This is a genomic window from Marinobacter sp. S6332, assembly GCF_023016045.1.
In the GTDB taxonomy this organism is placed as follows: domain Bacteria; phylum Pseudomonadota; class Gammaproteobacteria; order Pseudomonadales; family Oleiphilaceae; genus Marinobacter.
Genome location: NZ_JALKAP010000002.1, coordinates 224,315 through 249,077 on the forward strand (window position 1 = coordinate 224,315; position 24,763 = coordinate 249,077).

General features: G+C 51.4%; 27 protein-coding genes. 11 read left to right on the forward strand and 16 right to left on the reverse strand.

What is annotated here, in order from left to right:
* The first annotated feature begins 39 nt into the window (after nucleotides 1-39).
* Nucleotides 40-519, forward strand: a complete 480-nt coding sequence (locus tag MWU62_RS03700; protein ID WP_247113588.1) for a nucleoside deaminase — start codon at nucleotides 40-42, stop codon at nucleotides 517-519.
* 16 nt (nucleotides 520-535) lie between these two features.
* Here the strand turns inward: MWU62_RS03700 and MWU62_RS03705 are convergent, their stop codons facing one another.
* Both MWU62_RS03705 and MWU62_RS03710 read right to left on the reverse strand, forming a co-directional pair.
* The gene (locus MWU62_RS03705; RefSeq protein WP_247113589.1) at nucleotides 536-1,072 is read right to left on the reverse strand and encodes a YgjV family protein; all 537 of its coding nucleotides are present in this window, start codon (nucleotides 1,070-1,072) and stop codon (nucleotides 536-538) included.
* Between the two features lie 67 nt (nucleotides 1,073-1,139).
* On the reverse strand, nucleotides 1,140-2,912 hold the full coding sequence (locus MWU62_RS03710; RefSeq protein ID WP_247113590.1) for a DEAD/DEAH box helicase: 1,773 nt from the start codon (nucleotides 2,910-2,912) through the stop codon (nucleotides 1,140-1,142).
* Between the two features lie 176 nt (nucleotides 2,913-3,088).
* Here MWU62_RS03710 and MWU62_RS03715 point away from each other — a divergent pair, with 176 nt between their 5' ends.
* On the forward strand, nucleotides 3,089-4,780 hold the full coding sequence (locus MWU62_RS03715) for a GGDEF domain-containing phosphodiesterase (protein WP_247113591.1): 1,692 nt from the start codon (nucleotides 3,089-3,091) through the stop codon (nucleotides 4,778-4,780).
* A 41-nt stretch (nucleotides 4,781-4,821) separates the two neighbouring features.
* Here MWU62_RS03715 and MWU62_RS03720 read toward each other — a convergent pair whose 3' ends face one another.
* Together MWU62_RS03720 and MWU62_RS03725 are read right to left on the reverse strand one after the other, a co-directional pair.
* Nucleotides 4,822-5,151: a thioredoxin family protein gene (locus MWU62_RS03720; RefSeq protein WP_247113592.1), complete on the reverse strand. Its 330-nt coding sequence runs from the start codon at nucleotides 5,149-5,151 to the stop codon at nucleotides 4,822-4,824.
* Nucleotides 5,152-5,163: 12 nt separating this feature from the next.
* Nucleotides 5,164-5,469 carry a hypothetical protein gene (locus MWU62_RS03725; protein ID WP_247113593.1) on the reverse strand — a complete coding sequence of 102 codons (306 nt, stop codon included), beginning with the start codon at nucleotides 5,467-5,469 and terminating at the stop codon, nucleotides 5,164-5,166.
* A gap of 175 nt (nucleotides 5,470-5,644) precedes the next feature.
* Here MWU62_RS03725 and MWU62_RS03730 point away from each other — a divergent pair, with 175 nt between their 5' ends.
* A complete protein-coding gene (locus MWU62_RS03730) occupies nucleotides 5,645-6,184 on the forward strand; it encodes a lysozyme (RefSeq protein WP_247113594.1) in 540 nt (179 codons plus the stop codon).
* On the forward strand, nucleotides 6,184-6,633 hold the full coding sequence (locus MWU62_RS03735) for a lysozyme inhibitor LprI family protein (protein ID WP_247113595.1): 450 nt from the start codon (nucleotides 6,184-6,186) through the stop codon (nucleotides 6,631-6,633). The genes MWU62_RS03730 and MWU62_RS03735 overlap by 1 nt, the downstream gene beginning before the upstream one ends.
* Nucleotides 6,634-6,640: 7 nt before the next feature.
* On the opposite strand, the gene MWU62_RS03740 is transcribed toward MWU62_RS03735, so the two are convergent.
* From MWU62_RS03740 to MWU62_RS03765, 6 genes are all read right to left on the reverse strand, one after another.
* On the reverse strand, nucleotides 6,641-7,120 hold the full coding sequence (locus MWU62_RS03740) for a peptidylprolyl isomerase (RefSeq protein ID WP_247113596.1): 480 nt from the start codon (nucleotides 7,118-7,120) through the stop codon (nucleotides 6,641-6,643).
* Between the two features lie 174 nt (nucleotides 7,121-7,294).
* The gene (locus MWU62_RS03745; RefSeq protein WP_247113597.1) at nucleotides 7,295-7,456 is read right to left on the reverse strand and encodes a hypothetical protein; all 162 of its coding nucleotides are present in this window, start codon (nucleotides 7,454-7,456) and stop codon (nucleotides 7,295-7,297) included.
* A 186-nt stretch (nucleotides 7,457-7,642) separates the two neighbouring features.
* Nucleotides 7,643-8,257, reverse strand: a complete 615-nt coding sequence (locus MWU62_RS03750) for a 2'-5' RNA ligase family protein (protein WP_247113598.1) — start codon at nucleotides 8,255-8,257, stop codon at nucleotides 7,643-7,645.
* Between the two features lie 82 nt (nucleotides 8,258-8,339).
* The gene (cysK, locus tag MWU62_RS03755) at nucleotides 8,340-9,311 is read right to left on the reverse strand and encodes a cysteine synthase A (RefSeq protein WP_247113599.1); all 972 of its coding nucleotides are present in this window, start codon (nucleotides 9,309-9,311) and stop codon (nucleotides 8,340-8,342) included.
* An 84-nt stretch (nucleotides 9,312-9,395) separates the two neighbouring features.
* On the reverse strand, nucleotides 9,396-9,776 hold the full coding sequence (locus MWU62_RS03760) for a ribbon-helix-helix domain-containing protein (protein WP_247113600.1): 381 nt from the start codon (nucleotides 9,774-9,776) through the stop codon (nucleotides 9,396-9,398).
* A 51-nt stretch (nucleotides 9,777-9,827) separates the two neighbouring features.
* Nucleotides 9,828-10,397, reverse strand: coding sequence for a DJ-1/PfpI family protein (locus MWU62_RS03765; RefSeq protein ID WP_200367303.1), 570 nt, complete (start codon nucleotides 10,395-10,397; stop codon nucleotides 9,828-9,830).
* A gap of 239 nt (nucleotides 10,398-10,636) precedes the next feature.
* Between MWU62_RS03765 and MWU62_RS03770 the strand changes: the two genes are divergently transcribed.
* On the forward strand, nucleotides 10,637-11,443 hold the full coding sequence (locus MWU62_RS03770; protein ID WP_247113601.1) for a DUF3750 domain-containing protein: 807 nt from the start codon (nucleotides 10,637-10,639) through the stop codon (nucleotides 11,441-11,443).
* 48 nt (nucleotides 11,444-11,491) lie between these two features.
* On the opposite strand, the gene MWU62_RS03775 is transcribed toward MWU62_RS03770, so the two are convergent.
* The 3 genes from MWU62_RS03775 to MWU62_RS03785 form a co-directional block, all read right to left on the reverse strand.
* Nucleotides 11,492-12,754 (reverse strand): dicarboxylate/amino acid:cation symporter, encoded by a 1,263-nt coding sequence (locus MWU62_RS03775; protein ID WP_247113602.1) that lies wholly within the window; start codon nucleotides 12,752-12,754, stop codon nucleotides 11,492-11,494.
* Nucleotides 12,755-13,146: 392 nt separating this feature from the next.
* On the reverse strand, nucleotides 13,147-13,566 hold the full coding sequence (locus MWU62_RS03780) for a hypothetical protein (RefSeq protein WP_247113603.1): 420 nt from the start codon (nucleotides 13,564-13,566) through the stop codon (nucleotides 13,147-13,149).
* Nucleotides 13,559-14,161: a transcriptional regulator gene (locus tag MWU62_RS03785; RefSeq protein ID WP_247113604.1), complete on the reverse strand. Its 603-nt coding sequence runs from the start codon at nucleotides 14,159-14,161 to the stop codon at nucleotides 13,559-13,561. The genes MWU62_RS03780 and MWU62_RS03785 overlap by 8 nt, the downstream gene beginning before the upstream one ends.
* 242 nt (nucleotides 14,162-14,403) lie before the next feature.
* Between MWU62_RS03785 and MWU62_RS03790 the strand changes: the two genes are divergently transcribed.
* The gene (locus MWU62_RS03790) at nucleotides 14,404-15,093 is read left to right on the forward strand and encodes a hypothetical protein (protein ID WP_247113605.1); all 690 of its coding nucleotides are present in this window, start codon (nucleotides 14,404-14,406) and stop codon (nucleotides 15,091-15,093) included.
* A gap of 243 nt (nucleotides 15,094-15,336) precedes the next feature.
* Entirely contained in the window at nucleotides 15,337-16,017 is a 681-nt protein-coding gene (locus MWU62_RS03795) for an arginine N-succinyltransferase (RefSeq protein WP_247113606.1), read from the forward strand.
* Nucleotides 16,018-16,154: 137 nt separating this feature from the next.
* Here the strand turns inward: MWU62_RS03795 and MWU62_RS03800 are convergent, their stop codons facing one another.
* The 3 genes from MWU62_RS03800 to MWU62_RS03810 form a co-directional block, all read right to left on the reverse strand.
* On the reverse strand, nucleotides 16,155-16,520 hold the full coding sequence (locus tag MWU62_RS03800; protein WP_200367293.1) for a hypothetical protein: 366 nt from the start codon (nucleotides 16,518-16,520) through the stop codon (nucleotides 16,155-16,157).
* 5 nt (nucleotides 16,521-16,525) lie between these two features.
* Entirely contained in the window at nucleotides 16,526-17,545 is a 1,020-nt protein-coding gene (locus MWU62_RS03805) for a hypothetical protein (RefSeq protein WP_247113607.1), read from the reverse strand.
* 277 nt (nucleotides 17,546-17,822) lie between these two features.
* Entirely contained in the window at nucleotides 17,823-20,852 is a 3,030-nt protein-coding gene (locus tag MWU62_RS03810; RefSeq protein WP_247113608.1) for an EAL domain-containing protein, read from the reverse strand.
* Nucleotides 20,853-21,083: 231 nt separating this feature from the next.
* On the opposite strand from MWU62_RS03810, the gene MWU62_RS03815 reads away from it, so the two are divergent.
* Genes MWU62_RS03815 through MWU62_RS03830 form a run of 4 tightly spaced genes read left to right on the forward strand, consistent with a single transcriptional unit; the run spans nucleotide 21,084 to nucleotide 24,654 of the window.
* The gene (locus tag MWU62_RS03815) at nucleotides 21,084-22,079 is read left to right on the forward strand and encodes a TRAP transporter substrate-binding protein (protein ID WP_247113609.1); all 996 of its coding nucleotides are present in this window, start codon (nucleotides 21,084-21,086) and stop codon (nucleotides 22,077-22,079) included.
* Nucleotides 22,080-22,598, forward strand: coding sequence for a TRAP transporter small permease (locus tag MWU62_RS03820; RefSeq protein WP_247113610.1), 519 nt, complete (start codon nucleotides 22,080-22,082; stop codon nucleotides 22,596-22,598).
* A complete protein-coding gene (locus MWU62_RS03825; protein WP_247113611.1) occupies nucleotides 22,595-23,857 on the forward strand; it encodes a TRAP transporter large permease in 1,263 nt (420 codons plus the stop codon). The genes MWU62_RS03820 and MWU62_RS03825 overlap by 4 nt, the downstream gene beginning before the upstream one ends.
* A gap of 59 nt (nucleotides 23,858-23,916) precedes the next feature.
* The gene (locus tag MWU62_RS03830) at nucleotides 23,917-24,654 is read left to right on the forward strand and encodes a glutathione peroxidase (protein WP_247113612.1); all 738 of its coding nucleotides are present in this window, start codon (nucleotides 23,917-23,919) and stop codon (nucleotides 24,652-24,654) included.
* Nucleotides 24,655-24,763 lie beyond the last annotated feature (109 nt).

Consider the following 24,763-nt stretch of genomic DNA (forward strand, 5'->3'; position numbering starts at 1 on the left):
AATGCTAATAGAGCCTCTGGTTAACGTTAGGGTGTAAATATGGTCGACGAAAACGATATGAAGCACTTGAACCGCTGCGTTGAGCTGGCCGCCCAAGCGCTGAAAACCGGCAACCCGCCATTCGGCTCAGTGTTGGTAGACGAACAAGGCACTGTGAGATTCGAAGACCACAACCAGACGGCTGACGGCGACAACACTCAACACCCGGAGTTCGCTATTGCTCGCTGGGCGGCCGCCAATATGACGGAAGATGAACGCGCAGCATGCACGGTATACACCTCTGGCGAGCATTGCCCTATGTGCTCAGCCGCCCACGCTTGGGCTGGCCTTGGCAGAATTGTCTACGCCAGCTCCTCTGAACAGCTGGTGGCCTGGCTGCAAGACATGCAAGCACCACTTCCGCCTGTAACAACTCTTCCCATTAACAGCGTTGCACCAGACGTACCAGTTGAAGGCCCATTCGCAGAACAGGCCGCAGCCATTCATCAACTGCACAAAGAATTTCAGGGTAGACGGTAACTAAACGCCGAACAGGCTACCCCAATCCGGGGTAGCGTCGCTTCATCTTCACCAGCCGGTGTATGGTGATGAAGTTGGTAACCAGCACCATGGCTTCCGCCAAAGTGCCGCCGATTGAATCGATGGCAATATTGTTCAGCATCCAGGCAGTCGCCCCTGCAGCAAGCATTAGCCGCAGGGGAATGCCTCTGAGCATAAACATTCCCACGGTTCCGAAAACAGCTGCCGCAAGAGCGAAAATGTCGACAGGGCTACTCCAAGTTAATAGCGCGGCAACAAAATTTACAGCCAACACAGCCAACATCACCTTCCAGTTGCCCAAATATCGCTGGGCCAACATGATCCGAGCGATCACCAACAAGCTCAGAACCGCAGCAGTCCAACTTCCAAACAGAGCAAACTGCAGCGCGAAGGCCACATTCGCAGAAATCAGCAACCCCATCAGCCGGTCGTCGCGCTTACTGGCAAAGCCAGCAATGCAGAAACCCAAAGCAATCAGGCTAGCAATCTGGCCCGCCAACTGCGTGTATGTCATCTGATCAAGTAAAAACATGAGGGGAGCCTACGACAAACAGGCCATACTTGGAACTCAGGGGCTGAAGATCTGCCAGACGCTGACTTTAATAGGCTTTGCGATAGCCACCCTGATAATCAAAAATCCTATCCTGCACCTGCCAGTAGTGTTTCTGCTTTCGAGCAATCACAAAATCCGGTGCTGACAACAAGGCCTGAACCTCTAGCACCTCTCCAATTCGGCTGAACTCTTGCGGATCTTGGCTATTGGCCAAACGTCGCCCAAACAGTCTGTTGAACACCTTGCGTTGCCCCGGCTTGCTGAAATCAAACGACTCGTTGAGCTCTTCGCCGTCTTCGCTGTGATAAGTAATCTTCAGTTTTTGGCTACTGGCGCCCACTGTAATACCTGCACAACGGATTACCATGGCATCCTTCAATTTCAGGGCATCCCTTAGCTGATCATCCGGATCGATAATGGCCTTGCTACACTGGTGACAGTTGCGGGCGGCAATATCATTCTCTGCATTGCAGTGGGGGCATTCTTTGAAACGAAAGCGGTAATCGCAATGCTCCGGGCGCCCGGCCTGCTCAGCCAGCTCACCCCCTTCTGCAGGCTCCAAAAGTCCCTGACAACGGCGACCGTAGTGTTCAACTATCAGACCTTCGTCATCAGTTTTTCCCCAAAAGATATTGGCAAATCCACAGGCTGGACAAAATACCTGCACCGGCTCGCTATCCGGGTTTGGTTTCTTCTCCCCCACCTCAGGGTGATGCAGGTTCACGTTATTTCCCGCATAATCAATCACCAGACAATTCTGTTTACCTTCATCCAAGCGAAGGCCTCGCCCCACAATTTGCTGATACAGGCTCACCGACTGGGTTGGGCGGAGAATGGCAATAAAATCCACATGAGGTGCATCAAAGCCCGTGGTCAGCACAGAGATATTCACCAGATACTTTAATTCTCGCTGTTTAAAGCGCTGGATCAGCAAATCCCGTTCTCTCAATTCAGTAGCGCCGGTAATCAAAGCGGTTTGGTGAGCCGGCAAATAACCGGTGATCTCCTTAGCATGGTCCACCGTTGCCGCAAAGATCATCACCGCGTTGCGCTCAACTGCAAGCTCCACTACTTGCTCAATAATGGCCCGGGTTACACGCGGATGCTTGCCCAACAGTTGGTTCACATCCTTTTCCGCGTATTCACCAAACTGATTCCGGGGTAGCGCGGAGAAATCGTATTGCGTGACAGCTGCATCGACCAACTCAGGCTTGCTGAGGTACCCCCGGTTGATCATATAACTCAACGGCAGCTCGTAGATGCAATGCACAAAGGGCTTAACCTGAGCGTCATCAGTGCCGCGAACAAAGCCCCGATAGTGATAGCGATAAATCCAGCCCATGGCCAAACGATAGGGTGTTGCGGTTAGCCCGAGTACTTTTAGCGAGCCATTATGTTGCCGCAGGAGTTCAATAATTCTTTGATACTGACTGGTCTCTTCACCGCTGACCCGGTGGCACTCATCGATGACGATCAGTGAGTATTCGTCTTTAAACTGATCTAAATTAGCCGATACGGACTGCACACTGGCGAAGGTTACCTGATGCTTGCTTTCCTTACGCTTTAACCCTGCGGAGAAAACACCCCCAGCTAACCCATAGCTTTGGTATTTCGCGTGATTCTGTTCAACTAGCTCTTTAACGTGGGTTAGCACCAGAATCTTGCGCCGGGCAAGGCGAGCCAGTTCGGCAATGACCAAGCTTTTACCTGCACCTGTCGGCAAGACAATCACGGCAGACTCATCCGACTTTCGAAAGTGCCTCAATGTGGCATCGACGGCTTCTTGCTGGTATGGGCGCAGCTTGAAAGGAATATCCATAGTGCAGTATTTAACCGGTATCGGTTTTTGGTGTAGAGCGCGATCATACTAAAGGTTGCAAGCTAATACTTGGTCTTGCTGGGCGATCATGAAAATACCTTCTACACTGACATGTACACTCCAAGCATAGGCTCCCTACTCTATTAGTTTGCGGCGAGGTGTTCAGGGGATAAGGCATGTCATCTGGTATTGAAAACAGTGAACAGAAGTTCCACGAGCTGATTGAAAGCCTGCCAATGGTTGCGGTTCAGGGATATAACAAGGATCGACAGGTTATATATTGGAACGAAGCCAGCAGACGTCTTTACGGATATACCCGGGAGGAGGCGTATGGCCAATTGCTGGAAGACCTAATTATTCCCGACAATATGCGCGACAGCCTGATCGCAGCACACCAAAACTGGTTGACGAACAATGTCAGCATCCCTGCTGACGAAATTGAGCTAAAGCACAAGCAAGGCCATCTCATTCCCGTTTACTCTAGCCACGTAATGATCAAACAGAGCACTGGCGAATGCGAAATGTTCTGTATTGATATCAGTTTGGAGGAACAGAAAAAGGCGAATGAACAACTCAGCCAGATGGCTAATTTTGACGATTTAACCCAATTGCCCAACCGACGAATGCTCGAAAGCGAGCTATTTACGAGAATTGCAAAAGCAGAACGAGGGTCTCAAAGCGATTTGGCGGTCGTATTTATTGATCTGGACAACTTCAAACTGATCAACGACACCCTCGGACATCACCATGGCGATGATTTACTGCAACTAGTTGCAGAAGGCTTGCAAAAAGAAATCCGAGTCTGTGATTTTTTAAGCAGATTTGGGGGTGATGAGTTTGTTTTGTTGCTCACCAACTTCAATGATTTTGCAGGCATAAACGAACTTCTTCAGCGGCTAATTTGCGTACTTGATCAAGGTTTTGTACTGAACGGTGTTTGTTACCCTGTAACAGCAAGCTTTGGTATCAGCCTATTCCCGGACAATGGAACCACCGTAACCGAACTGATGGGGAACGCAGATGCCGCAATGTATCAGGCGAAAGACAACGGCAGAAACAGCATCTGTTTTTACACCTCGGACATCAATGACCAATTATTCCATTACCAAGAGGTCACAACACTGCTACGCAACGCGTTAGCAACCAATGGCCTGCAACTTTATTATCAGCCGCAGATTGACCTAAAATCCCGTAAAGTGCGTTCCTGTGAGGCACTATTAAGATGCTTCGACAAGAATTTCGGCCCCATATCCCCGGCTGAATTTATCCCTGTAGCAGAAAAATCAGGGCTGATTAACGATATCGGAGACTGGGTCATTGAAGAAGCTTGTAGGCAGCTAAAGGCCTGGCAAGGCACCAAACTCGAAACCCTTCGGGTCGACATTAATTTGTCGGGCAAACAGTTGGCCAAACCGCATCTGGCAGAACATATTCTCAGCACCCTTAAAAAATACCGCCTGCACCCCTCTCAGCTTGGTATAGAGCTTACTGAGAATGAAGTAATTGGCGGAGACGATGGACAAATTAGGCAACTGGAAACACTAAAGCAGGCGGGCGTGCATATTTCCATTGACGATTTCGGCACCGGCTATTCGTCTCTGGTATACCTTCGCAAACTCCCAATTTGCAGCCTTAAAATTGACAGAGCATTTCTGCACCATGCTATGGAGAATGACTGCGATATGGCCATCATGGAGGCCATAATCACAGTTGGCCACCGCCTTGGGTTGGCAGTGCTTGTTGAGGGTGTAGAAACGTTGGAACAAGATCGCATAGTGAGCGAACGGGGGTGCGACTTGGCTCAGGGATTTTTCTACGCGAGGCCAATGCCCGCAGCTGATATGCCAGCTTTTAAGGTTGAGGTTTGAGTCCAGTCATTGATTGGGAGAAAATGTTCTCAGCTTAGTCTTCACTCCAAAAGCCGATAAGGCCGCTCCAGCGCAGCGCGCACGTCGCTGATGGAGAAGACTCTAGCGAACTCTGTGAATCGTTGCCCACCAAACCACAGCTGAACAACCGGCAGAGAAAATATACCGCGAGCCGCGCATAGTGGGGCGGCGGCTTTCTGGCAATCAATGTAAGCTGTTACCAATCTCGGATACTCCTCACTGGCTAGCTTTTCAAGTTGGGGCTTGATGGCCTGACAGACGCCGCAGTGGGCTCCGCCGAAGAGGAGAAGCACTGCAGCGCTGGACTCTAGCAGTTCGGATAAAGCTTCTTCAGAGCAGACGTTTTTCAAAGCTCACTACCCTTAGGTTTCCCGTTCGATAAACAGCTTTATGTATAACAAATAGCCAGAAAACAACAAAATCGGTGCCACATACCAAAGGTACGCAAGCTTGCCCGCACCCGCGCGATACAGCCCAATTACAACAACAGCACTCACAATACAGCTTGCCGGTAATGAGTAAAAAGCCGAGTCGAGCACCGAAGAATCAAACGGTGTAGGGCGGTGAGAGGCCCCAACAGCACTAAACCCGAACACCGCCAATAGAAACAGCATATAAGCTAGAAGGAACTGACCAATACTGCCTGCAACTACCCAACCTAGAGTCATCCGTATTTCCCTTTACTGATAGATTAATTACCTTTCGGCCGATAGGCACCTCAACAAGCACTGTAAGTGCATGCACCTGTCAGGCGCCATGGCTCGTGCCGCCAAAGACGACATTGAAGAGCAGACAGGGATTGCTTACTCTCCAAAGCGATTTCTATACACAAAGGACTGAACAATGGCACAAGGAACCCGTGTCGCCAAATCGGCGCAAACTTCCCTCACTCAGAACCTGACATTTAGCGTCCGCGGTCGCTCCATGCTCAAACGTCTTGAGGACGTTCGTCTCAAGCCCTACGACGATCAAACTGGCGTTGTTATTACACAATGGTGTGCAGGTGCCACAATTGGCGTCGGACATCTGATTGACCAAGGTGACTGGCAAAGGTTTTCAACAGGTATTACACACCAAGAGGCAGAAACACTTTTGGCCCAAGACGTCGCACCTTATGTGCGGGAAATCCGCAAAGCCGTAACGCGCCGCCTTTCTCAAAGCGAATTCGATGCGCTGGTGATCTTCGCCTTCAATATCGGGAGAAGGGCTTTCACGGGGTCATCCGTCGTGCGGTTATTAAATAACCCGAAAGCCAGCACAGGCTATACTTCGTTAGAAAGTGCGTGGAAAGCGTGGAATCAATCGCAAGGTAAGGTGATGCAAGGGCTGAACAACCGCCGAGCGACGGAATGGAAGCTGTTTAACCAAGGAGTCTACCAATAATGATTGTGGCCGGAGTTCTTCGCTCCCTCGCGCTTTTGAGCATCGCGCTGACATCACTAGGGTGTCACGCCATCGATAACCCGGATGCACCAAATTATCTCGAGGACTTTCTGTTCGAGTCATCCTCCTACGAACAGGCGATTTATGAGGAAGCGAAGACCACCTCGGATTCGATAGAGAAGTACCGCGATTACCTCAGCTTCCTTGAAGCTAAACTGGCCAAAGTTTCAGCTGCACTGAACAGCAAGCTTTCTGGTTCTGAGCAAGAGGCGTTCAACAAATCCCAAAGTGCATGGAAAGCCTACCAGCAGGCAGAGAAAGCCTTTGTTTCATCTGTCTGGAAGCCACAGAACTTTGGTAGCTCCTCTGCTATGTCTCGACTGGCTTTTTACGCAGAAACTCTCCGTTCACGCACAGAACTACTGCTCAAATACAAGCTGCAGCTCTAACCTTTCTTCAATGGTGCCCACCGGGTCCATGCGCGTGGCCGTGCGAGATCTCTTCTGGGTCGGCAGCGCGTACTTTGATGATTTCGACATCAAAGGTTAAGGTTTTACCGGCCATCGGGTGATTGGTATCAACATCCGCAAACTTTAAGCCAACCTTAACCACACTCACATGGCGCGGCCCCTGCTCGGTTTTTACCTGCGCAATCATGCCCGGCTTCCAGCGTTTAGCACCCATTAAATGTTTAACTGGCACGCGCTGCACTGCGTCAGCCTTGCGTGGGCCGTAAGCTTTATCTGGAGTAACGGTAACGCTGAACGTATCGCCAGCCTCTCGGCCGTCCAGAGCCTCTTCCAAACCTCGGATGATGCCTCCATGGCCATGCAGGTAAGCATTCGGTTCGCCGCCGCGGGAACTTTCAACAACGTTGCCCTGTTCATCGCTGACACTGTAGTGAAACAAAACGACTTGACTCTTTTCGATTGGCATAGGGTTCTCTGGGGTGATTTGGGATGCGTCATTATAACGAGGCACAGCGTCAACTCCAGCCGCTACTTCGGACAGCTGTCGGTATTGGTAGTGACCAGCGGCAGGTGTTACAGCGTCAGAGTTGATCAGTGACTATGCTCTTTGACTCCGGTGATGCAAAACCCATGAGAATCTTTAGCGTGCTTTCAAACTAATCTGCTTTGTACCAGTAGAGGCAAGTTGGCCACTCTTACCCTTGCCAACGTACTCAACAGCTCCGCCTGACTTTAAAAAAGCAGCTGTCTGTTCCTCAATCATGGCGGTAGTTAATGTCGCTTTTGTGGGGCTCTTGCTCATTTTATTCTCCAAGTTATCGGTTGGCTTTATCATCAGCCTCAAACGTTCATGGTATTCCAAATAGAAAATAATTGTTTGGAATGAGCGACGTTCTTTGCTAGGAGCACGCCCGTAGAGACTCAATTGCTGCCGTGTAAGCACTCACTTCTGGAGCAACAATTAACCAACACAGGCCTCTGAGGCAACCTACCGCGCTAACTTGATGCGATGTAAAACCTGATAAGGCCCTTGTATTTCACGGGTTCTGTATTGAGCAAATACTATTTCATCAACCGTAAACTCGATATCTTGCGATTGTATGCCCGATAATTCTTCAGCTATGCGTGAAGTGTCATGGGCTTGGTTGTAAAAACCCAGAGTGACATGTGGCGTGTATGCGTTGGGGTTCTGCTCGTGTTCATCGCGATTCAAACAGCTACGAATAGTATTCAAATAACCTTTTGGGTCAGTCACTTCCAAATAAGGGCAGGTTGCAAAACTGTTGCAACTGGCCAGCTGTAAAGGGAAAGCAGATAGCTTGGAAGCTTCCAACTGCTGAATACTATTCCGAATCGAAGGCTTCAGCGAAGGGGGATCTTTCAGCAACCCCTCCAAAGCCAGAGTAATGTGAGGCTGGCGCAAGTAGCCGGAATGCAACCACTCGGAAAGATAATCTTGATGGAATCGTATTTTTCTCTGGCAATCAGAGCCAGATATCTCAATCGCCCAAAACCCAAAATACTCAACGCCCTTATGCCATTCATAAAAATCCCGCAATTCGGTAGCGTAGGTCGTTTTACTGCCTAAGAAATCGGAAAACATAATTACACAACTGGGCTTTGATCTGCGGGAGCAACCTGACGCCCCAACAGGAGCTGGGGCGTCATCAATGAGCTAGCAGCTTTTACTGCACGTTCTCCGCATCGCCAAACTGCTCGGCAAACAGGGCACTGGAGAGATAGCGCTCAGCAGAATCCGGCAGGATGACCACAATGTTCTTGCCCTTGTGTTCTGGCTGCTGGCTAACGCGAACCGCCGCTACAACGGCTGCACCACAGGAAATGCCACACAGAATGCCTTCTTCCTGCATCAACCTATGCGCCATCGCCATGGCGTCTTCATTGGTAACCGTTTCCACCTGATCAACCATGCTCAGGTCGAGATTTTCTGGCACAAATCCAGCGCCTAGGCCTTGGATTTTGTGGGGCGCGGGCTTGAGGGCTTCTCCGTTTCGCACCTGAGTGATAATGGGTGAGTCGGAAGGCTCAACGGCAACGGTGGTAATGGCTTTGCCCTGCGTGTTTTTGATGTAGCGTGATACGCCTGTAAGCGTGCCACCCGTTCCTACACCGGCAACAAAAATATCCACAGCGCCATCGGTGTCGTTCCAGATTTCAGGACCAGTGGTGTCTTCGTGAATCTGCGGGTTAGCCGGGTTCTTGAACTGCTGTGGCAAAAAGTACTTTTCGGGCTCGGCAGCAGCCAATTCTTCTGCTTTTGCGATCGCGCCGGGCATGCCTTCGGCGGGCTCTGTGAGTAGCAAATCGGCACCCAGCGCTTTCAACACCTTACGGCGCTCCAGACTCATTGAAGCGGGCATGGTAAGAACTATTTTGTAGCCTCTGGCCGCAGCCACAAAAGCCAGAGCTATGCCCGTGTTACCGCTGGTGGGCTCAATAATAGTCATACCCGGCTTAAGCACGCCCCGCTTCTCGGCATCCAGTACCATGGCAGTGCCAATCCGGCACTTTACCGAGTAGGCCGGGTTGCGACCTTCAATCTTGGCCCAAATAGTAGCGCCATCACTAACACGATTAAGCTTGACCAACGGCGTGTTGCCAATGGACTGAGAGTTGTCTTCATATATGCGGGGCATCGATTATCTCCTCAAAAGTTCTGAAGTATTTAACCACAAGCCCGCGATATCACCGAAAAACCCAGACAGTTTTTTCTGCAGCGTTCAATGCTTTGCTTTAGTCACCATTTTGGGCGTAGCCGTATTGCCTGGATTACCCGCGAGAATCCGGTCAGCATTCAGTGAAGCGATCGACACTCGGGTATCCCTTGGAACATCGCCGTCTAATTGCAGCTCAAGATAGCGGAGCGCACAAACCCGCAGGAAGGACGTGAAATTGCCCAGATCGTGGCCAGCGTCAATGGATTCGTGGTAAAGCCGGGTGATCATCTGCGGGAGGTTCATGCCGTCCCGTTCGGCCAGTTCTGCCAGTACATGCCAAAAAGCGTTTTCCATGCGCACACTAGTGACCATACCATCAATACGCAGAGAGTGGGTCCGGCTTACCCAAAGCTCCGGGTCGGCGTTGATAAAGAGCTTACACATTACAGCCTCCCGGGAAGCGCTGAGGGGCCGGTGTGGCCAGCCCCTGTTGTTTTATTGATCCAGCAATTTGAAGAACTGCGCAAGCCACGCCGGATGAGCGGGCCACGCGGGCGCTGTTACAAGATTAGCATCGGTTACAGCCTGATCAACCTCAATACTGGCGAAGGTACCGCCAGCCAATTCCACTTCCGGCTGGCAAGCCGGATAGGCTGAACACTTGCGGCCATCCAGAACTCCCGCAGCCGCCAACAATTGAGCACCATGGCAAATCGCCGCTACCGGTTTGTTGGTTTCGAAAAAATGGCGAACCAGATTCTTCACGTCTTCGTTAAGACGCAGGTATTCAGGTGCGCGGCCACCAGGCACCACCAGTGCGTCATAATTCGCCGGGTCCAACCCATCAAAATCCGCATTCAGGGCAAATCGATGGCCCGGCTTTTCTGTGTAAGTTTGGTCGCCCTCAAAATCATGGATAGCCGTGGCAACGGTATCGCCCGCTTTTTTGTCCGGGCAAACAGCATGAACCGTGTGGCCGACGGCCATCAGTGCCTGAAACGGCACCATGGTTTCGTAATCTTCGGTGAAATCACCGGTAATCATCAGAATCTTCTTCCCGCTCATGGCTATCTCCTTATGCTTGTTTTGATGAGTTTGGAAACAGTAGCAGTGGAAATGATGAAGTGGGTATTAAGAGACTACTACAAGCCTTCCAGAGTGGGCGCTTGGAAAAAAGACCTGCCCCGGTTTTCCAAACAACAACGATTGGTAATGCTTCGCATTGATACTTGAGGCTATATGAGCCGTATACTGATTCGGTCTTGACCATCAACCAATGCATGCAGCTCGAGGTACCCTCTGGCATGGTAAAATCCCTTCAATGGCTCATCAGAACCACAATATTTTTACTGGTTCTGCTGGCGGGCCCTGCACTGATTGCGGCCTGTAGCAGTCAGTCTAGTCAGAGCTGGCGTGACACCGATCGCTCCAGCGCAGGCATTGCGCCACTGCCCGATCAGGCTGAGGAAGCCATTGTGCAAGTTTACGGTGCCCGAGCTTATAATTGGCGCGGCAACTTTGCGATCCACACTTGGATTGCGACCAAAGTGCGCGGGGCATCATCCTACGAGGTTCACGATGTAACTGGCTGGGGTTATAACGCGGTGCGATCCCGCCCCGGTGAGCCCGATACGGCCTGGTATGGCAACCCGCCGATGTTGCTCGCCGACCTCCGTGGTGAGAAAGCGGAGGCCGCTATCATCAATATCCGGACAGCGATCGGCGCCTACCCTTTCCAGAACAAATACAAAGCTTGGCCCGGACCCAACAGCAACACTTTTGTAGCCTGGGTAATCCGGCAGGTGCCCGAACTAGATGTTGCACTGCCCAACATTGCCATCGGAAAAGACTATCTCGCCGACGGCATTGTTGCGAAAGCCCCCAGCGGTTCAGGCTACCAATTCTCCCTCAAAGGTTATTTCGGCCTTATGGCGAGTATCCGGGAAGGTGTCGAGCTGAACATTCTAGGCCTTAACATTGGAATTGACCCTCTGGCTTTGGCTGTCAAATTGCCCGGGATCGGGCACATTGGCCTGCGCGACCCTTGGATGGACCGCTCAACGTGGCACCAACCCCCTTCAGAGGAGCAGTTTTCAAAAACCAGCCCATAAATCAATCTGGAGAAATAGGCCCGCACCGGTTTTCTTACAGAGCAGGCCCTACGACAACACCTTCTCCGGCACCGAAGAACTTTCCATCACCACCTCATCGCCCTGCTCAGAACGGGCAATCACAGAGGTACACGCCAGATCCCCGGTTACATTCATGGCGGTAGCCCCCATACCTACAAGGGCATCAATGGACACCAACAAAGCCACAGTTTCAATGGGCAAGCCCACCTGAGCAAACACAGTGGCAATCATCACGATACCCGCACCCGGCACACCAGCCGTGCCTATGGAAGCCAAGGTGCCGATCAGAACAATTTCTAGCATGGTGACGACGTCCAGAGGCACCCCCACCACATTGGCTGCAAAGGCAGCAGAAATAGCAATACGGATACCCGCCCCATCCATGTTGATGGTGGCGCCCAAAGGCAGACTGAAACCGTAGATGCTCTGGGGAATGCCTAAACGCCGAGCAGCGTTGAGCGTTAGGGGCAGAGTGCCTGAACTGCTCTGGGTGGCAAAGGCGGTGGCAACCGGAGCCCGGGCCTCACGAATAAAGTCCCTCAGCCTCACACCATTGAGGCGCATAAGAACGCCGTAGACCAGCAGTTGCACCCCCAAGGCCAGATACAACACCATAACCATATCGCCCAGAGCCAGTATCGTGGCTATGCCCTGCTCACCTGCGGTACTGGCCACAATCGCAAACACGCCAATCGGCACATACTGCAGAACCCCGGCCATCACTTTCATCGTGACTTCGTTCAAGCCAGAAACTACCTCATACACTCTGGTTCCGGCTTCCCCGTGAGTATCTGACTCACGTAATTTCAGCAGTGCAACGCCAAACACAATTGCCGTAAAAATAATCCCGAGCAGATTCGGCTTGGCAAATGCCTCGACAATATTGGCGGGAACAATATTCAGAAGCACCTGAACAAAGCCCGGGTTCTCCGGCACCTCAACACTGGCCGAAGGCGACAACTCCAGACCGCTACCGGGTTCGAATACGGAAGCCACAACCAGCCCCACCGCAATGGCCAGAGCCGAGGTCAGCACATAGAAGCCCAGCAGTTTTCGGCCCACGCGGCCCATACTGGAAAGATTGGCCTGATTGATCCCCACCATCAGAGTAAACAGGACAATCGGCACGATCAGAAACTTGAGCAACCTGAGCAGCAACTCCCCTAACGGGTTAAGCCATTCGGCCACTACCGGCCCGCCTACCAGGCCTACAACCAAGCCAAGAACAAGTGCAATACCAATGCGCAGCACCAGAGAAGACTTCAGATAACCATCAAGTACAGCTTTCATGGGGGCTCCCGTTTCACGCGAACTCGTTAATGAGCGAGCGTTCAAATACGTCAGGGGCGAGGATTCTGGTCAGCACCGGCCTATGGGTAAACCGGTATTCCCACGTATGTTACTCACAAAAGCTGTGGATAAAGTTGTTGGCGACCGGGGGTTAAACAGTCGGAAGCCATGTGCCCCATGGCCTTTGGGAAACTGATGCAAAAATGGCCTATACAGTGAGGCTATATGAATATAGAAAATCCGTCTCAGCAGAGCTGTTCCATCGCTGTGTTCAGGCGCTTACTCATGTCCAGCCGGGACAAATAAACCTGCCCCTATTTCCTTCCAATCCCGGCCCCGAAACAATTACCCATATTGGGCACAAATTTACCCAATATGGGTAAAGACAAGATTTACCCTGCGGTGAGTGCAGCCATGGCTAGCATGATTTCTTCTGTTATTTCCACAAGGCTTGTCACCAACGCTTCATCAACGTCGATATCACCTTCATATTCCGCAAGATTTCGCTTGCGATGGGCCTGATCAAGAACACGCCATTTGGCTGGCGACAAGTCGAGCGTATGCTGCAAACATTGAAACACCAGATATCGATTGTCGGACCGATAACCAAAGTAACGAAGTGCAGCCAAAGAAAGCGCATGCGCTGCGTTATAAGATAAATCGAAGCGACTCTGCAGGCTAAGCGCTTCCAAACCAGCGTCCTTTAATCGTACGTTACCGGATTGGATAAGCCCTTCAACCTCGTTCGCGTCTACCGCCTCATGGTGGAGCTTGTGTATCCGAACCAGGTTCTCCAGTGCGTCTTCATTCATTGATGCTTCCTTTCAATAATATGTACTGTCCTTCCAGGACTTTCCTCAAAAAGGGGTTATTGTTGGCTCGACGTTTCTTAAACTCTTCTTGCTTGTAGAGGGTTGGATTGATGGTACGGGTAAGCTTGGCCTCTGCAGACCCCAACGCTTCAAAAACCTCTTCTAGGGTGAGGGAATCCGATACCAACATGAGGTCGATATCGCTATTGGCATGATCGGTCCTCTTAGCCACCGAACCATAGATCAGAGCAAGGTCAATTTTATCACTAATCGAATTGAGAGCATCTTCAACCTGATATTCTGGACCAAGTAGTTTGGAGACAAGAGAAGACAGCTCCGGGAAAATGGGTGAGTCCGGATTGGCTCTATATCGTTTCTGGCGCCCCTGCAGCTTCACTTGCACTAGACCGCTATCCACCAGACGCGCCAGTTCCCGCTGCACAGCCCCCGAACCGGCTTCCGCCTTCCCGATGAGCTCTTTGACCGAAAAGTCCCTTTCCTGATGTGCAAAGAACAGTCGCAATACCTTTTGGCGGGTTTGTGAAAATAAGGCGTCTGCCAATCCAGTGCGGTTAGATGTTGTTACTGCTGGCATGTAAGTTACGTCTCCAAAACCCATTTTGGGTAATTATATACCCAAAATGGGCATCTCAAAACTATAAAACCGAGTTGCTTAAACCCAAGGCGGCGAGCCAACTCATCACCGGGCTCGACGCTGATCAAAAAACCGGTCTAATTGGACGTGGAATTACTGATGTGCCATTTTTAGATTAATAGAGCAATGCCATGGATCGTTCTTACACACCTTAACCCCTCTCACCCGAGGAACTTGCGGAAATGCTCAAGCGAACGCTTTTTACACTGGCCATTTCCATGGTTTTACTTTCCACCAGTGCTCTGGCAAGACCTTTCACGCTCTCCCATGCCCCGCATCCGGCCATTACATCCATCTACATCCCGATTCTCAAAGAGGTCTACTCTGAGCTGCAAATAGACGTAGAATTTCAGGAGATGTCGACCCACCGAGGATTGGTAGAAGCGAACGCCCGCCACGTGAACGGCGACGTCGCTCGCTTCTCAGAAGGCCTGCAGGACTACCCCAACTTGATGGCGGTGCCAACCGCGCTGGACCAAGCAGAAATTATTCTGCTGTGCGTCCGCGAGGCAGACTGTTCGGGCAATGCGCTCAAAGAGCCAAAAAACCGGATCCTAATTCCCACCGAAACGGCCGTCATGCGCCGTTTCATTGCCACCTACCCGGCCAATTTCATACCTGTCAGCTATAGCCTGTCGAAATCACAGGAGATGCTTTCAATGGGCCGATTCAAATACGCGTTGTATGTATCTTCAGAACTGCACCCGCACCAAGCCAAGACCGAGGAATACAACCTGAACTGGGCGGTACTGGAAAGTTTCCCGATTTACCACGTGCTGCATAAAGATCACAAAGCACTGGCAGACGCCATTGCCCCTGTTTTATCTCGAGTACTTGAACGCTATCGGCGGGAACAGCAACTTAGGCAGTAGCCTGCATTCTCCGCACTGACAATAGATTTTCCCCGATATTGAGAGCTCACGCCTTGCCAGCCAAAAACCATAACAACAAGCCAGCAACCCCGAAAAGAAACACCGCAAAATGGACAGCCAGACTCTTTCGAATAGTTGGGGTTGGATGCGTTGTGTGGGATTATTGACCGAGTGTAAGCAAACTAGGGTATTGTTCCAAAGACCGCGTCAAAAGGCTCAGAGAGCGTTCAGGTGTCATCAGCGATGAATGAAACAAACGAGGATAAAACAGCATCAGCACCGCCACCCAAAAAGAAGGGCTTCAGTGGCTTGCATGTATTTGGCATTGTGCTGCTCACCATCGTCGCCACCTTAGGCGCTGGTTACTGGTGGTTCAGCCACTATGTGTTCCCTGAGAACTTCGACCCCGTAACCCTGACTGCCAGTGAACAGGATTCACTCAACTCCAAACTCAATACTCTGGGCATTGACACTCAGGGCTTCGAATCCGGCCGCCCGTTGCAGCCGGTACCCTACAGTGAAGAAGGCGCCAGCCGGGAGGTACGTTTCAGCGAGCGGGAACTTAACGGCATGCTGGCCAATAACACCGATCTGGCTCAGAGACTCGCAGTGGACCTTTCGGACGATCTGGTGAGCGCCGTGCTTCTGGTGCCTCTTGACGAAGGTTTCCCTGTGCTCGGCGGCAGAACTCTACGAGTAAATGCTGGCGTAGAGCTCTCCTTTGCCAACGGTCGTCCCCTGGTCAAATTAAGGGGCGTCAGCCTCATGGGCGTACCCATTCCAAATGCCTGGCTGGGTAACCTCAAGAATGTGGACCTGGTTAACGAATTCGGTGCCAACGAGGGATTCTGGCAATCTTTTGCAGCGGGTGTGGATTATATTCAGGTTGAGGATGGCCGGTTGCTTGTCCGGCTAAAGGAATAGAAAACCGAGGAAAATCTCTTTATCAAACGCGAAAACAAATCTGTCCCGGTTTTCTCACAACAACGAACCCCGCTTTTGCAGCTAACGCAGTGCCGCCGATAACTGAAGTGGACCCCGAAAAGCCGGCCTTTTTCTACTCAATCAAGATTGAAAAAGAACCCTCCTAAAAGCACGATGGCAAGGAAGATCAAACCGGAAATCATCAATGCCCACCCCAAATAACGGTCAAAGCGAGTTGAGTAACGGCGCACTGTAGGCACATCTATGAGCGGATCATTTGCTTGATTGAAAATGCCCACAGGAAAAGCAATGGCAGAGGCGTACCAGAGTACCCGAAGCCCCACACCGTCCCATGAAGATTGGCGTTTTACTCCGTCCTTCTTCATCTGGCGCTCGATTCTGGCCATTGAGAAACGGGCGAACCCTATCCAGACTACCGCCATAATCGCAAACACAACCAGCAGTACGAAGTAGTACCAACCTTCCGGTGTACCATCCAACATCTAAATCAACTCCTATCCCAGATGCCGGCTGCAATATTCCGACCCCGCTTGTCAGCAATGGATCCTGCTCCCACCCCAGCAAAAACACCTACCGTCACAATGACTCCAAGCACTGCCCAACCAATTGGGCCTGCAACAAGAAGTCCTGCTTTTGCAGCCAAAGTTGTACCCGCAAGTATCGTGTATTTTCCAGTCAGGCCGCCAGCAGCCCCTGCAAACCCAAACCCAGTCATTTGAACAGATGACTCCCGCAACCAATCGCCTCCGGTCTCATAGGTCGCGTGAATTTTATTAGCCCGAAGACCCGCATCCGCTACAATAGCCAAACGCCCGGTATTGTTAAGGATTCGGCTGAGGGACCCCATGCGCCCGGCATCGGTAGCGTCCGCAACGAAAAGACGGGCATCCGGTCTCGCGCTCGAACTGCGTGAAGCAAGCAGTATTCCGCGATCTGTATTACTTAGAGCATTGCCGCGATTTTTACCACGCAAGGCTTCCGGTGAGATTCGATTTAGCTCAGTTTGATAAGCCTTTTGCAGAGTCTGGTAGGCACTACGCGCCACGTTCTCGGCCTGAATGCGCCTTGCGCCTACCCCGGGGCCACCGGATTTATGAGCCCTTGTAAGGTTGAGCAAGGCTTCCTGGTACTTTACCAACGCCTGCTGAAAGCCATTCAGTCGAGCAAATGCTGCCGTGGCTCCTGCCCCAACCAGCCCGTTAATCTCTTGTATCTTTTCAGGTGAAAGGTGGGTCTCGAAAAACACCTTCAAAATATGAGCTTCCTCACCCATGGCCTCTGCACTGCGCGCGAGGCACATGCGCTCCGGCATTGGCAAGGAGTTCAGTCTACGCAATGTGGATAGGGTAAAGACGTCGTCATTCTCAAGAGAATAGGCTCGTCCGGGCTGGATCATTTCTCTTTCGTTGAGGCCGTTGCTGCGCAGGAAAGCTTGAAGGGTAGCGGGATCGTCGCCGACCAGGGCAGAAGCGGAAGTCGGTTTTTGGGCGAAGAAAATATCGGGCATAGACTCGTTCCTTAAGTCATTTTGGTGGGATGCCATTGATTCAGGAGGAATGGTAGCGAGGCTACTTTGGAATGTCTATGGCGAAGCACATGAGGTTTTCTATGGACCAAATTACCTACAAATAAACATGTCCCGGTTTTGCTGCTAACATTCAGATCCACCATCCGAGACAAGGACAGCTCAAAGAGATGGAGAGTGCCAGTGCAGGCAGTCCTGCTTCACATGTTTTTTGATGCTCAGTTATGGTGCAGCCCAGCGGAGAAAAAAAGCAAAGTGATCAAGATCGCCCTGCATTTATCGCTTCATCGTAGGGCAGTGGTCGGGCAAACAGGTAACCTTGGGCCTGATCACAACCGCGCTCATAGAGCAGCACGAGTTGCTCCTCGGTTTCCACACCCTCAGCAATAACCTTAAGCTCTAGTGCATGAGCCATGGCGATAATGGTATTCACAATCACTCTACTGCCAGAATCTGTCGTTACCTCTGCGATGAAGGATTTGTCGATTTTGAGGGTATCTATGGGGAAGCGTTTGAGATAACTCAGGCTTGAGTATCCCGTACCAAAATCATCCAGAGAAATGCTCAAGCCCAAGTCAGCCAGCTCTGTCATTGTTTCTATTGCAGATTCAACGTCGTATAGCAGAGCGCTTTCGGTGATCTCCAGTTCCAGATTAGCCGGCTGCATGCCGGTTTCTTCCAGAATCTGTTGAATAACGCCTACGAGATTTTTCTGGTGAAATTGTCGGGCGGAGAGATTTACAGCCATTTTCAGCCCGGGACCAGCGGCTCCCTGACGACAGGCTTCGCGCAACACCCATTCACCAATGGGAACGATGAGCCCTGTTTTTTCTGCCAGAGGGATAAACTGGTCTGGCGCTATCATACCCTCCGTTGGGTGCTGCCAACGCAAAAGTGCTTCCAGACCCACAACTTGCCCAGTGGCAATCTCGATCTGCTGTTGATAATGAAGCTGGAACTGGTTCCCACGCAGCGCATGTCGCAAAGAGGTCTCCAACGCCAGACCATCACCGTGCGTATCAGCGCTCACAGGGTCGAAGTGCTGATAGTCATTGCCACCCTGTGCTTTGACAGCTGCCATAGCACTTCGGGCGCTGTTGATCACCGCATCCATGTTCTTCCCGCTACGCGGGTATTCTGCAATGCCCATGCTGCATGAGACAAAGAGCTCCCGACCGTCTTCCATCACGATAACTGAGTGCAGCTCACCCACTATACATTTCGCGACATCCGAGACTTCTGCGGCACTCTGGCCTGGAAGCAAAACGATAAACTCATCGCCCCCCCAGCGGGATATGGTATCGCCCTTGCCAATACAATCGCCTATCCGTTTCGAAACTTCCCTAAGTACATCATCACCACCAGCGTGCCCCAAGCTGTCGTTGATCTGTTTGAAGCGATCTATATTTACATACAAAATGCAGAGGACGCCTTGCTGGCTATCAGCCTGAAACAAAGCTTGCTGCAACCGATCGGCCAGCAGCAATCGATTCGGAAGCGCCGTAACATTATCAAAGTGCGTCAGGTACTCCAGTTGTCGGCTTTTTTCCAAGTTGCCGATCGCGAATGCGATATCACCCGCAACCTCATGAAGCAGTTTCATTTCCACTTCATCAAACGAAAACGGCTCATCCCGATAAAGCACTAGCGCTACGCCTTGCGCACTATCCACCGCTGTCAAAGGAAAGGCCCCCAGCGCTCGCACACCAAGGCCAGCCAACCCTTCACAATCCACGGTGTCACACTGCTCTGCTAAGTCACTACGAATAACGACCCGGTGGTTGTTCAAACATTCACGAACGGTATGAATCTCAAAGTTAGACAAGCGCCGACCCTGAAGCCGTTCATCAGCAGCGTGGGCATACAGAATGTCACATCTGCCCGTTTCTCTGTCTTGCTGCACTATAAGCGCTGCTGGTAAGTCACCCTCTTCCACGGTAATTCGTGTGGCTTCTTCATATAACGCATCACAGCTTTCGACGCGCACAATTAGTGTATTAATTCCGCTAAGAACTTTGTGGATACGGTTCAATCGCAAGATTTTACGCTTGGCCTCCACACGCTCCGTAATATCCACAACCGCTGCCATCACATAACGGCCATCAGCGGTCTGTACTGGATTTAACGCAATTTCAGCAGGAAACTCCGTTCCATCTTTACGCACAGCAAATAGGTCGCGCCCAACCCCCATCATTCGCTTTTCAGGTTGCCGCTGATACCCATGACGATACCCCACATGACCCTGGCGAGCCTTTTCGGGAATCAGCTGCTCTACCGACTGGCCCAATAACTGGCCTGCCGGGTAAAGGAACAAGGAATGCGCCATTTGGTTGGCCATTTGGATGGTGCCACTACCATCGACCATTACCGTGGCAACAGGAGAGGAGTCTATTGTCGAGCGGAATCGTTCCTCTTCGCGGTTCAGGGCATTCGCCCCACGCCAACCAACAAAACCAAGCACCAAAATGCTGAAGAGGCTGCTCAGTGCGAAACCGAATGCGGCCGAATAATAATCCGCCACCACACCCTGCATACTCAGCCAGCCAGTCAGCACCGGTGTAACGATAATGAAAGGCATTATCCTGCGAAGAGAGCGCCCGCCGATGTATGAACTTGCAGCGGACCTCATAAGGCTTTCATCAGGCCGTGCAAAGAGCATACAGGCACCACAGAGCACTAAAAGAAAAGACGTGTGCAGCGCCATTGTAGAGAAAACAAACAACTTGAACTTGTGCACACCGAACGCATAGCCTATGAGCACTGAGCCACTGATCATGATTACGATCAGTGCCAGAACATGCAGAATAAATGTGGCGTAGCGAACCTTAAGCACTGTGACCAGCCAGCCAACAGCTATCATACTGAAACATAATGAGGTACCAGCAGACATGCGTCCGGGCCATTCTTCTGGTGGCGTATCATGGTCTTTAACCACGATCTCATCGATGCCCAGTTGCCAACCCAATCCGTATTCGAGTAGCGTCATCCCCGATATCAAGAGGAGGAACACAGCCAAAAAAGCAACAACAGAGTCTCGGGCAGCGGCTTCGTCAAACATTGATATACTATGAAAAATGAGGCCACAAGCGAGAAAGCAAAGTGCGGTATTGAGCTTCATGGACTGGAGAGATGGCAGGATGCGTTTTCCTGCGCCAAAATCGAAAACCCACGACAAAACAACCAAAATAGCGGCGGTGATGACTAACCAACCGATCCAGCGAACGATACGTTTGTAGTTTTCCTGCAAGCTCGGAGCTTTAATGTTGTGCGAGCAACTGACCCCATGCATAGCGCCCTTCCTTATTGCACTGAGTGAGATGAACTTTGTGCAAAGGTTCCGGCAAATAACTTTCACTTCAACATAGTCGGAATAACTGAAAGATGAAAGCTGAGTTAGGGATAGCCTTCTATCCAATCGATTTTCTATTTGAAATCAACTAAGCTCAGCGTTCGTTCATTATCTCTAGCGTAGGCACGCTCATCAAAGGCGCTACCGCCTGATTTATCAAGGAAAATCACAATGACAAAACTAACTTTGAATACGCTTACCCTGAGCCTATCATTGGCTCTAGCCAGCACCGCTTTTGCTTCCGACTTTACCGACATGGACCCGGTCACTCTGCGCTTGGCGCACGTGGTCAACGAGCAGGATGGATTTCATATTGCGGCTGTAAAGTTTCAGGACTTGGTTGCAGAGCGTACCGAAGGTGCTGTGAGCGTTGAGCTTTACCCCAACGCTTCACTCGGTGATGAGCGCACCCTGTTGGAAGGCATGCAGATCGGCACCGTTGATATGGGCGTGATTACCAATGGCCCGGTAGCTAACTTTGTCGAGGAAATGGCGGTTTTCGAGCTTCCGTTTTTATTTCCTTCACCGCAAGCTGCTTACGATGTGCTTGATGGGCCCATCGGCAAGGAACTGCTCGACAAGCTCTCTGATGTTAACCTGAAAGGTCTGGCCTATGCCGAGCGTGGCTTTCGCAACCTGACGAACAGCGAGCGCGCGGTCAACAAGCCGGAAGACATGGACGGCCTACGCATTCGTGTGATGGAAAACCCGGTGTATGTGGATACTTTCCGCGCATTGGGCGCCAACGCTATCCCTATGGCATGGACGGAAGCTTTGACCGCAATGCAGCAAGGCACCATTGATGGGCAGGAAAACCCGGTGAACGTGGTTCACTCCTTCAAGCTCAACGAGACTCAGAACCACATGACTCTTTCGCGGCACACATACGCCCCTGCCATTTTTGTTATGGGCATGCCAGCTTGGAATAAGCTACCGGAAGCTGCTCAAGATGTGCTAGCTCAGGCCGCTCAAGAGGCCGCCGAGCATGAGCGCAAAGTAAACGCCGAAATGGCGTCTAAGCAGCTAGCCGAGCTGCGCGAATCCGGTATGCAGGTCAACGACAGCCCGGATATCGCAGCCTTTCAGGCGGCGGTGGCACCCGTATATGAAAAGTACGGCAAGCAGTTCGGTGACTATCTGCCACGTATTCAGAAGGCTCTCAAGTAGGTGACAGAAGCAACTCGATCGCTGCTAACGTTGCTGAAGCGAGTTGAGCACGGGTTGGATGCAATACTCCAGCCCGTGGTCTTTGCTGCCATGGCGGCGCTGATTGGGGTGATTACCCTGCAGATTGTGTCCCGGGTGTTATTCAGCGCGGTCGGCTGGACCGAAGAAGTCAGCCGCTTTTTATTGGTATGGATTACCTTTTTAGCCAGTACTTTGGCCTTTCAGCGAGGCAGGCACATCGCCGTAACCTTTGCGGTAGATGCTCTGCCTGCTCAACTTAGAAAAGGCGCACGCATCCTCGCCACGCTTGCCGTGCTCGGGTTCCTTGTAGCGCTTGTGGTGATTGGCTATCGCTATATGCAGGTGCAAAGCTATCAAAAATCTGCCTCATTGCGACTTTCCATGACTTACGTTTACGCCGTGATCCCGCTTAGCGCCGCGATAATGTGCTGGTATGCCGTGGTGGACTTGGTAGAGCTGATTGTGAAAGGCGAACGTGTTGAGGAGCCCACGCAATGACATTGCTTCTATTTGGGCTATTTTTTGCGCTCATGCTATTTGGCGTGCCTATTGCCTTGGCGATAGGTGCCAGCACCATGGTTGCGCTGAGTCAGGCTGACGTGCCGCTGATGGTCGTTACTCAGCAAATGTTTCAAGGCATTAACTCGTTCGCGCTGGTAGCCATTCCCATGTTCATCCTTGCCGGCGACCTGATGGCCCAAGGCAAGGTTAGCGAGAGGCTGGTTAATTTTGCTGATTCTCTCTTCGGCTTTTTGCGTGGAGGCTTGTCGTTAGTATCAGTAATGGCAGGGATGTTTTTTGCCGCGATCTCAGGCTCCGGGGCAGCAACTACCGCCGCAGTAGGTTCAAGTCTGGTGCCGGAATTACGCAAGAAAGGTTATGACCCGGCGTCTGCCGCCAGCCTAATTGCTGCAAGTGGTACCTTGGGCGTGGTCATTCCGCCATCCGTGCCAATGATTATCTATGCCGTAATTGCGCAGCAGTCGGTAACCGAACTATTCCTAAACGGCTTTTTGCCTGGGCTGGCCATGGGGCTGGGGCTAATGGCCATTGCCATCACTCAGGCCTACAAACGCCAATATCCCAAAGGCACACCTCTCTCGCTGCGCACCATTTGGCGCACACTCAAAAGCGCGAGTTGGGGGTTAATGACCCCGGTAATCATTCTGGGCGGCATATTTTCAGGCATTTTCACACCTAGCGAGGCGGCAGTGGTGGCCGTCAACTACGCACTCATTGTTTCACTTTTCATCTATCGTGATCTCAAGCTGAAAGATGTGTATCGCATCTTAATTCGCTCAGCCATTACCACCTCAGTGATCATGTTGGTGATCGCCACTTCAGCGGTACTCAGCTGGACGCTTTCCAGCTGGCAGGTGCCCGGCGCCATTGCTCAGGCCGTGCTTTCTATGTCTACCAACCCCTACATCATCATGTTGCTGGTAGTTGGGATTATCCTGCTGACCGGCGTATTCATCGAAACCGCTAGCGCTCTGATCATCCTGACGCCGGTTTTGCTGCCCTTGGTGCTCCAGTTGGGCATAGATCCGGTTCATTTTGGCATCGTCATTGTTGTGGGATTGGCAATCGGCATGATCACTCCACCCGTGGCCATCAACCTTTACGTAGCTTCTTCGATCACGCAACTGCCACTGGAACGCATCACTCGCGCAATTATTCCCTACTTGCTTACCTTGGTCAGTGTGCTTCTATTGATTGTGTATGTTCCAATTTTGATCGGTTGGTCCGGAAACTAAACTCCGGCCACCCAATTATTCCCTTACTAACTCATCCAACGAACTCCAAGGAATTTAAAATGCTAAGTTCATCGGAAGGTAAAAAAGTCCCTCAAGTTTCGTTTCCCATTCGCGTTGATAATGAGTGGAAATCGATAACGAGCAATGAACTGTTTAACGATCAAACCGTTGTTGTGTTCGCCTTGCCGGGCGCGTTTACACCTACCTGTTCAAGCACCCACTTACCCCGATACAACGAGCTGGCACCCGTCTTCAAGGAGCTGGGTGTAGATCGTGTAATTTGCCTATCGGTGAACGACCCATTCGTGACGCAGGCGTGGGCAGAAGATCAACACGCAGACAATATCGAGTTTATTCCGGACGGCAACGGCGACTTCACCCGTGAGATCGGAATGCTGGTTAGCAAAAGCGACATAGGCTTTGGTGACCGCAGCTGGCGCTATTCCATGCTGGTAAAAGATGGAACCATCGAAAAAATGTTTATCGAGCCAGACAAGCCGGGCGACCCGTTTGAAGTATCGGATGCCGACACCATGCTGCATTACATCAAGCCAGATGTGACCTTACCGGCACGGGTGAGCATATTCACAAAACCCGGATGCCCACACTGTACTCGCGCCAAAACGCTGCTACAGCAAAAGGGTTATAAGTATGAAGAGATAAAACTGGGCGCCGGTGGCCTGTCATACAGCACCTTGCAGGCGGTAACTGGCAAGGGCACAACCCCTCAGGTATTTATCGACGGCCAACTGATTGGTGGCGCCGATGAACTCGAAGCGGTGATGACGAAGCGGTAATCGCATAGCCTGACTGGTCTGCGCCTGAACACATAGGTTCAGGCGCTCTTCTTTGCGAGCTCTGACGAGTCCGTCATTATCAATCACCCAGCATACCCTTTAGAATAGT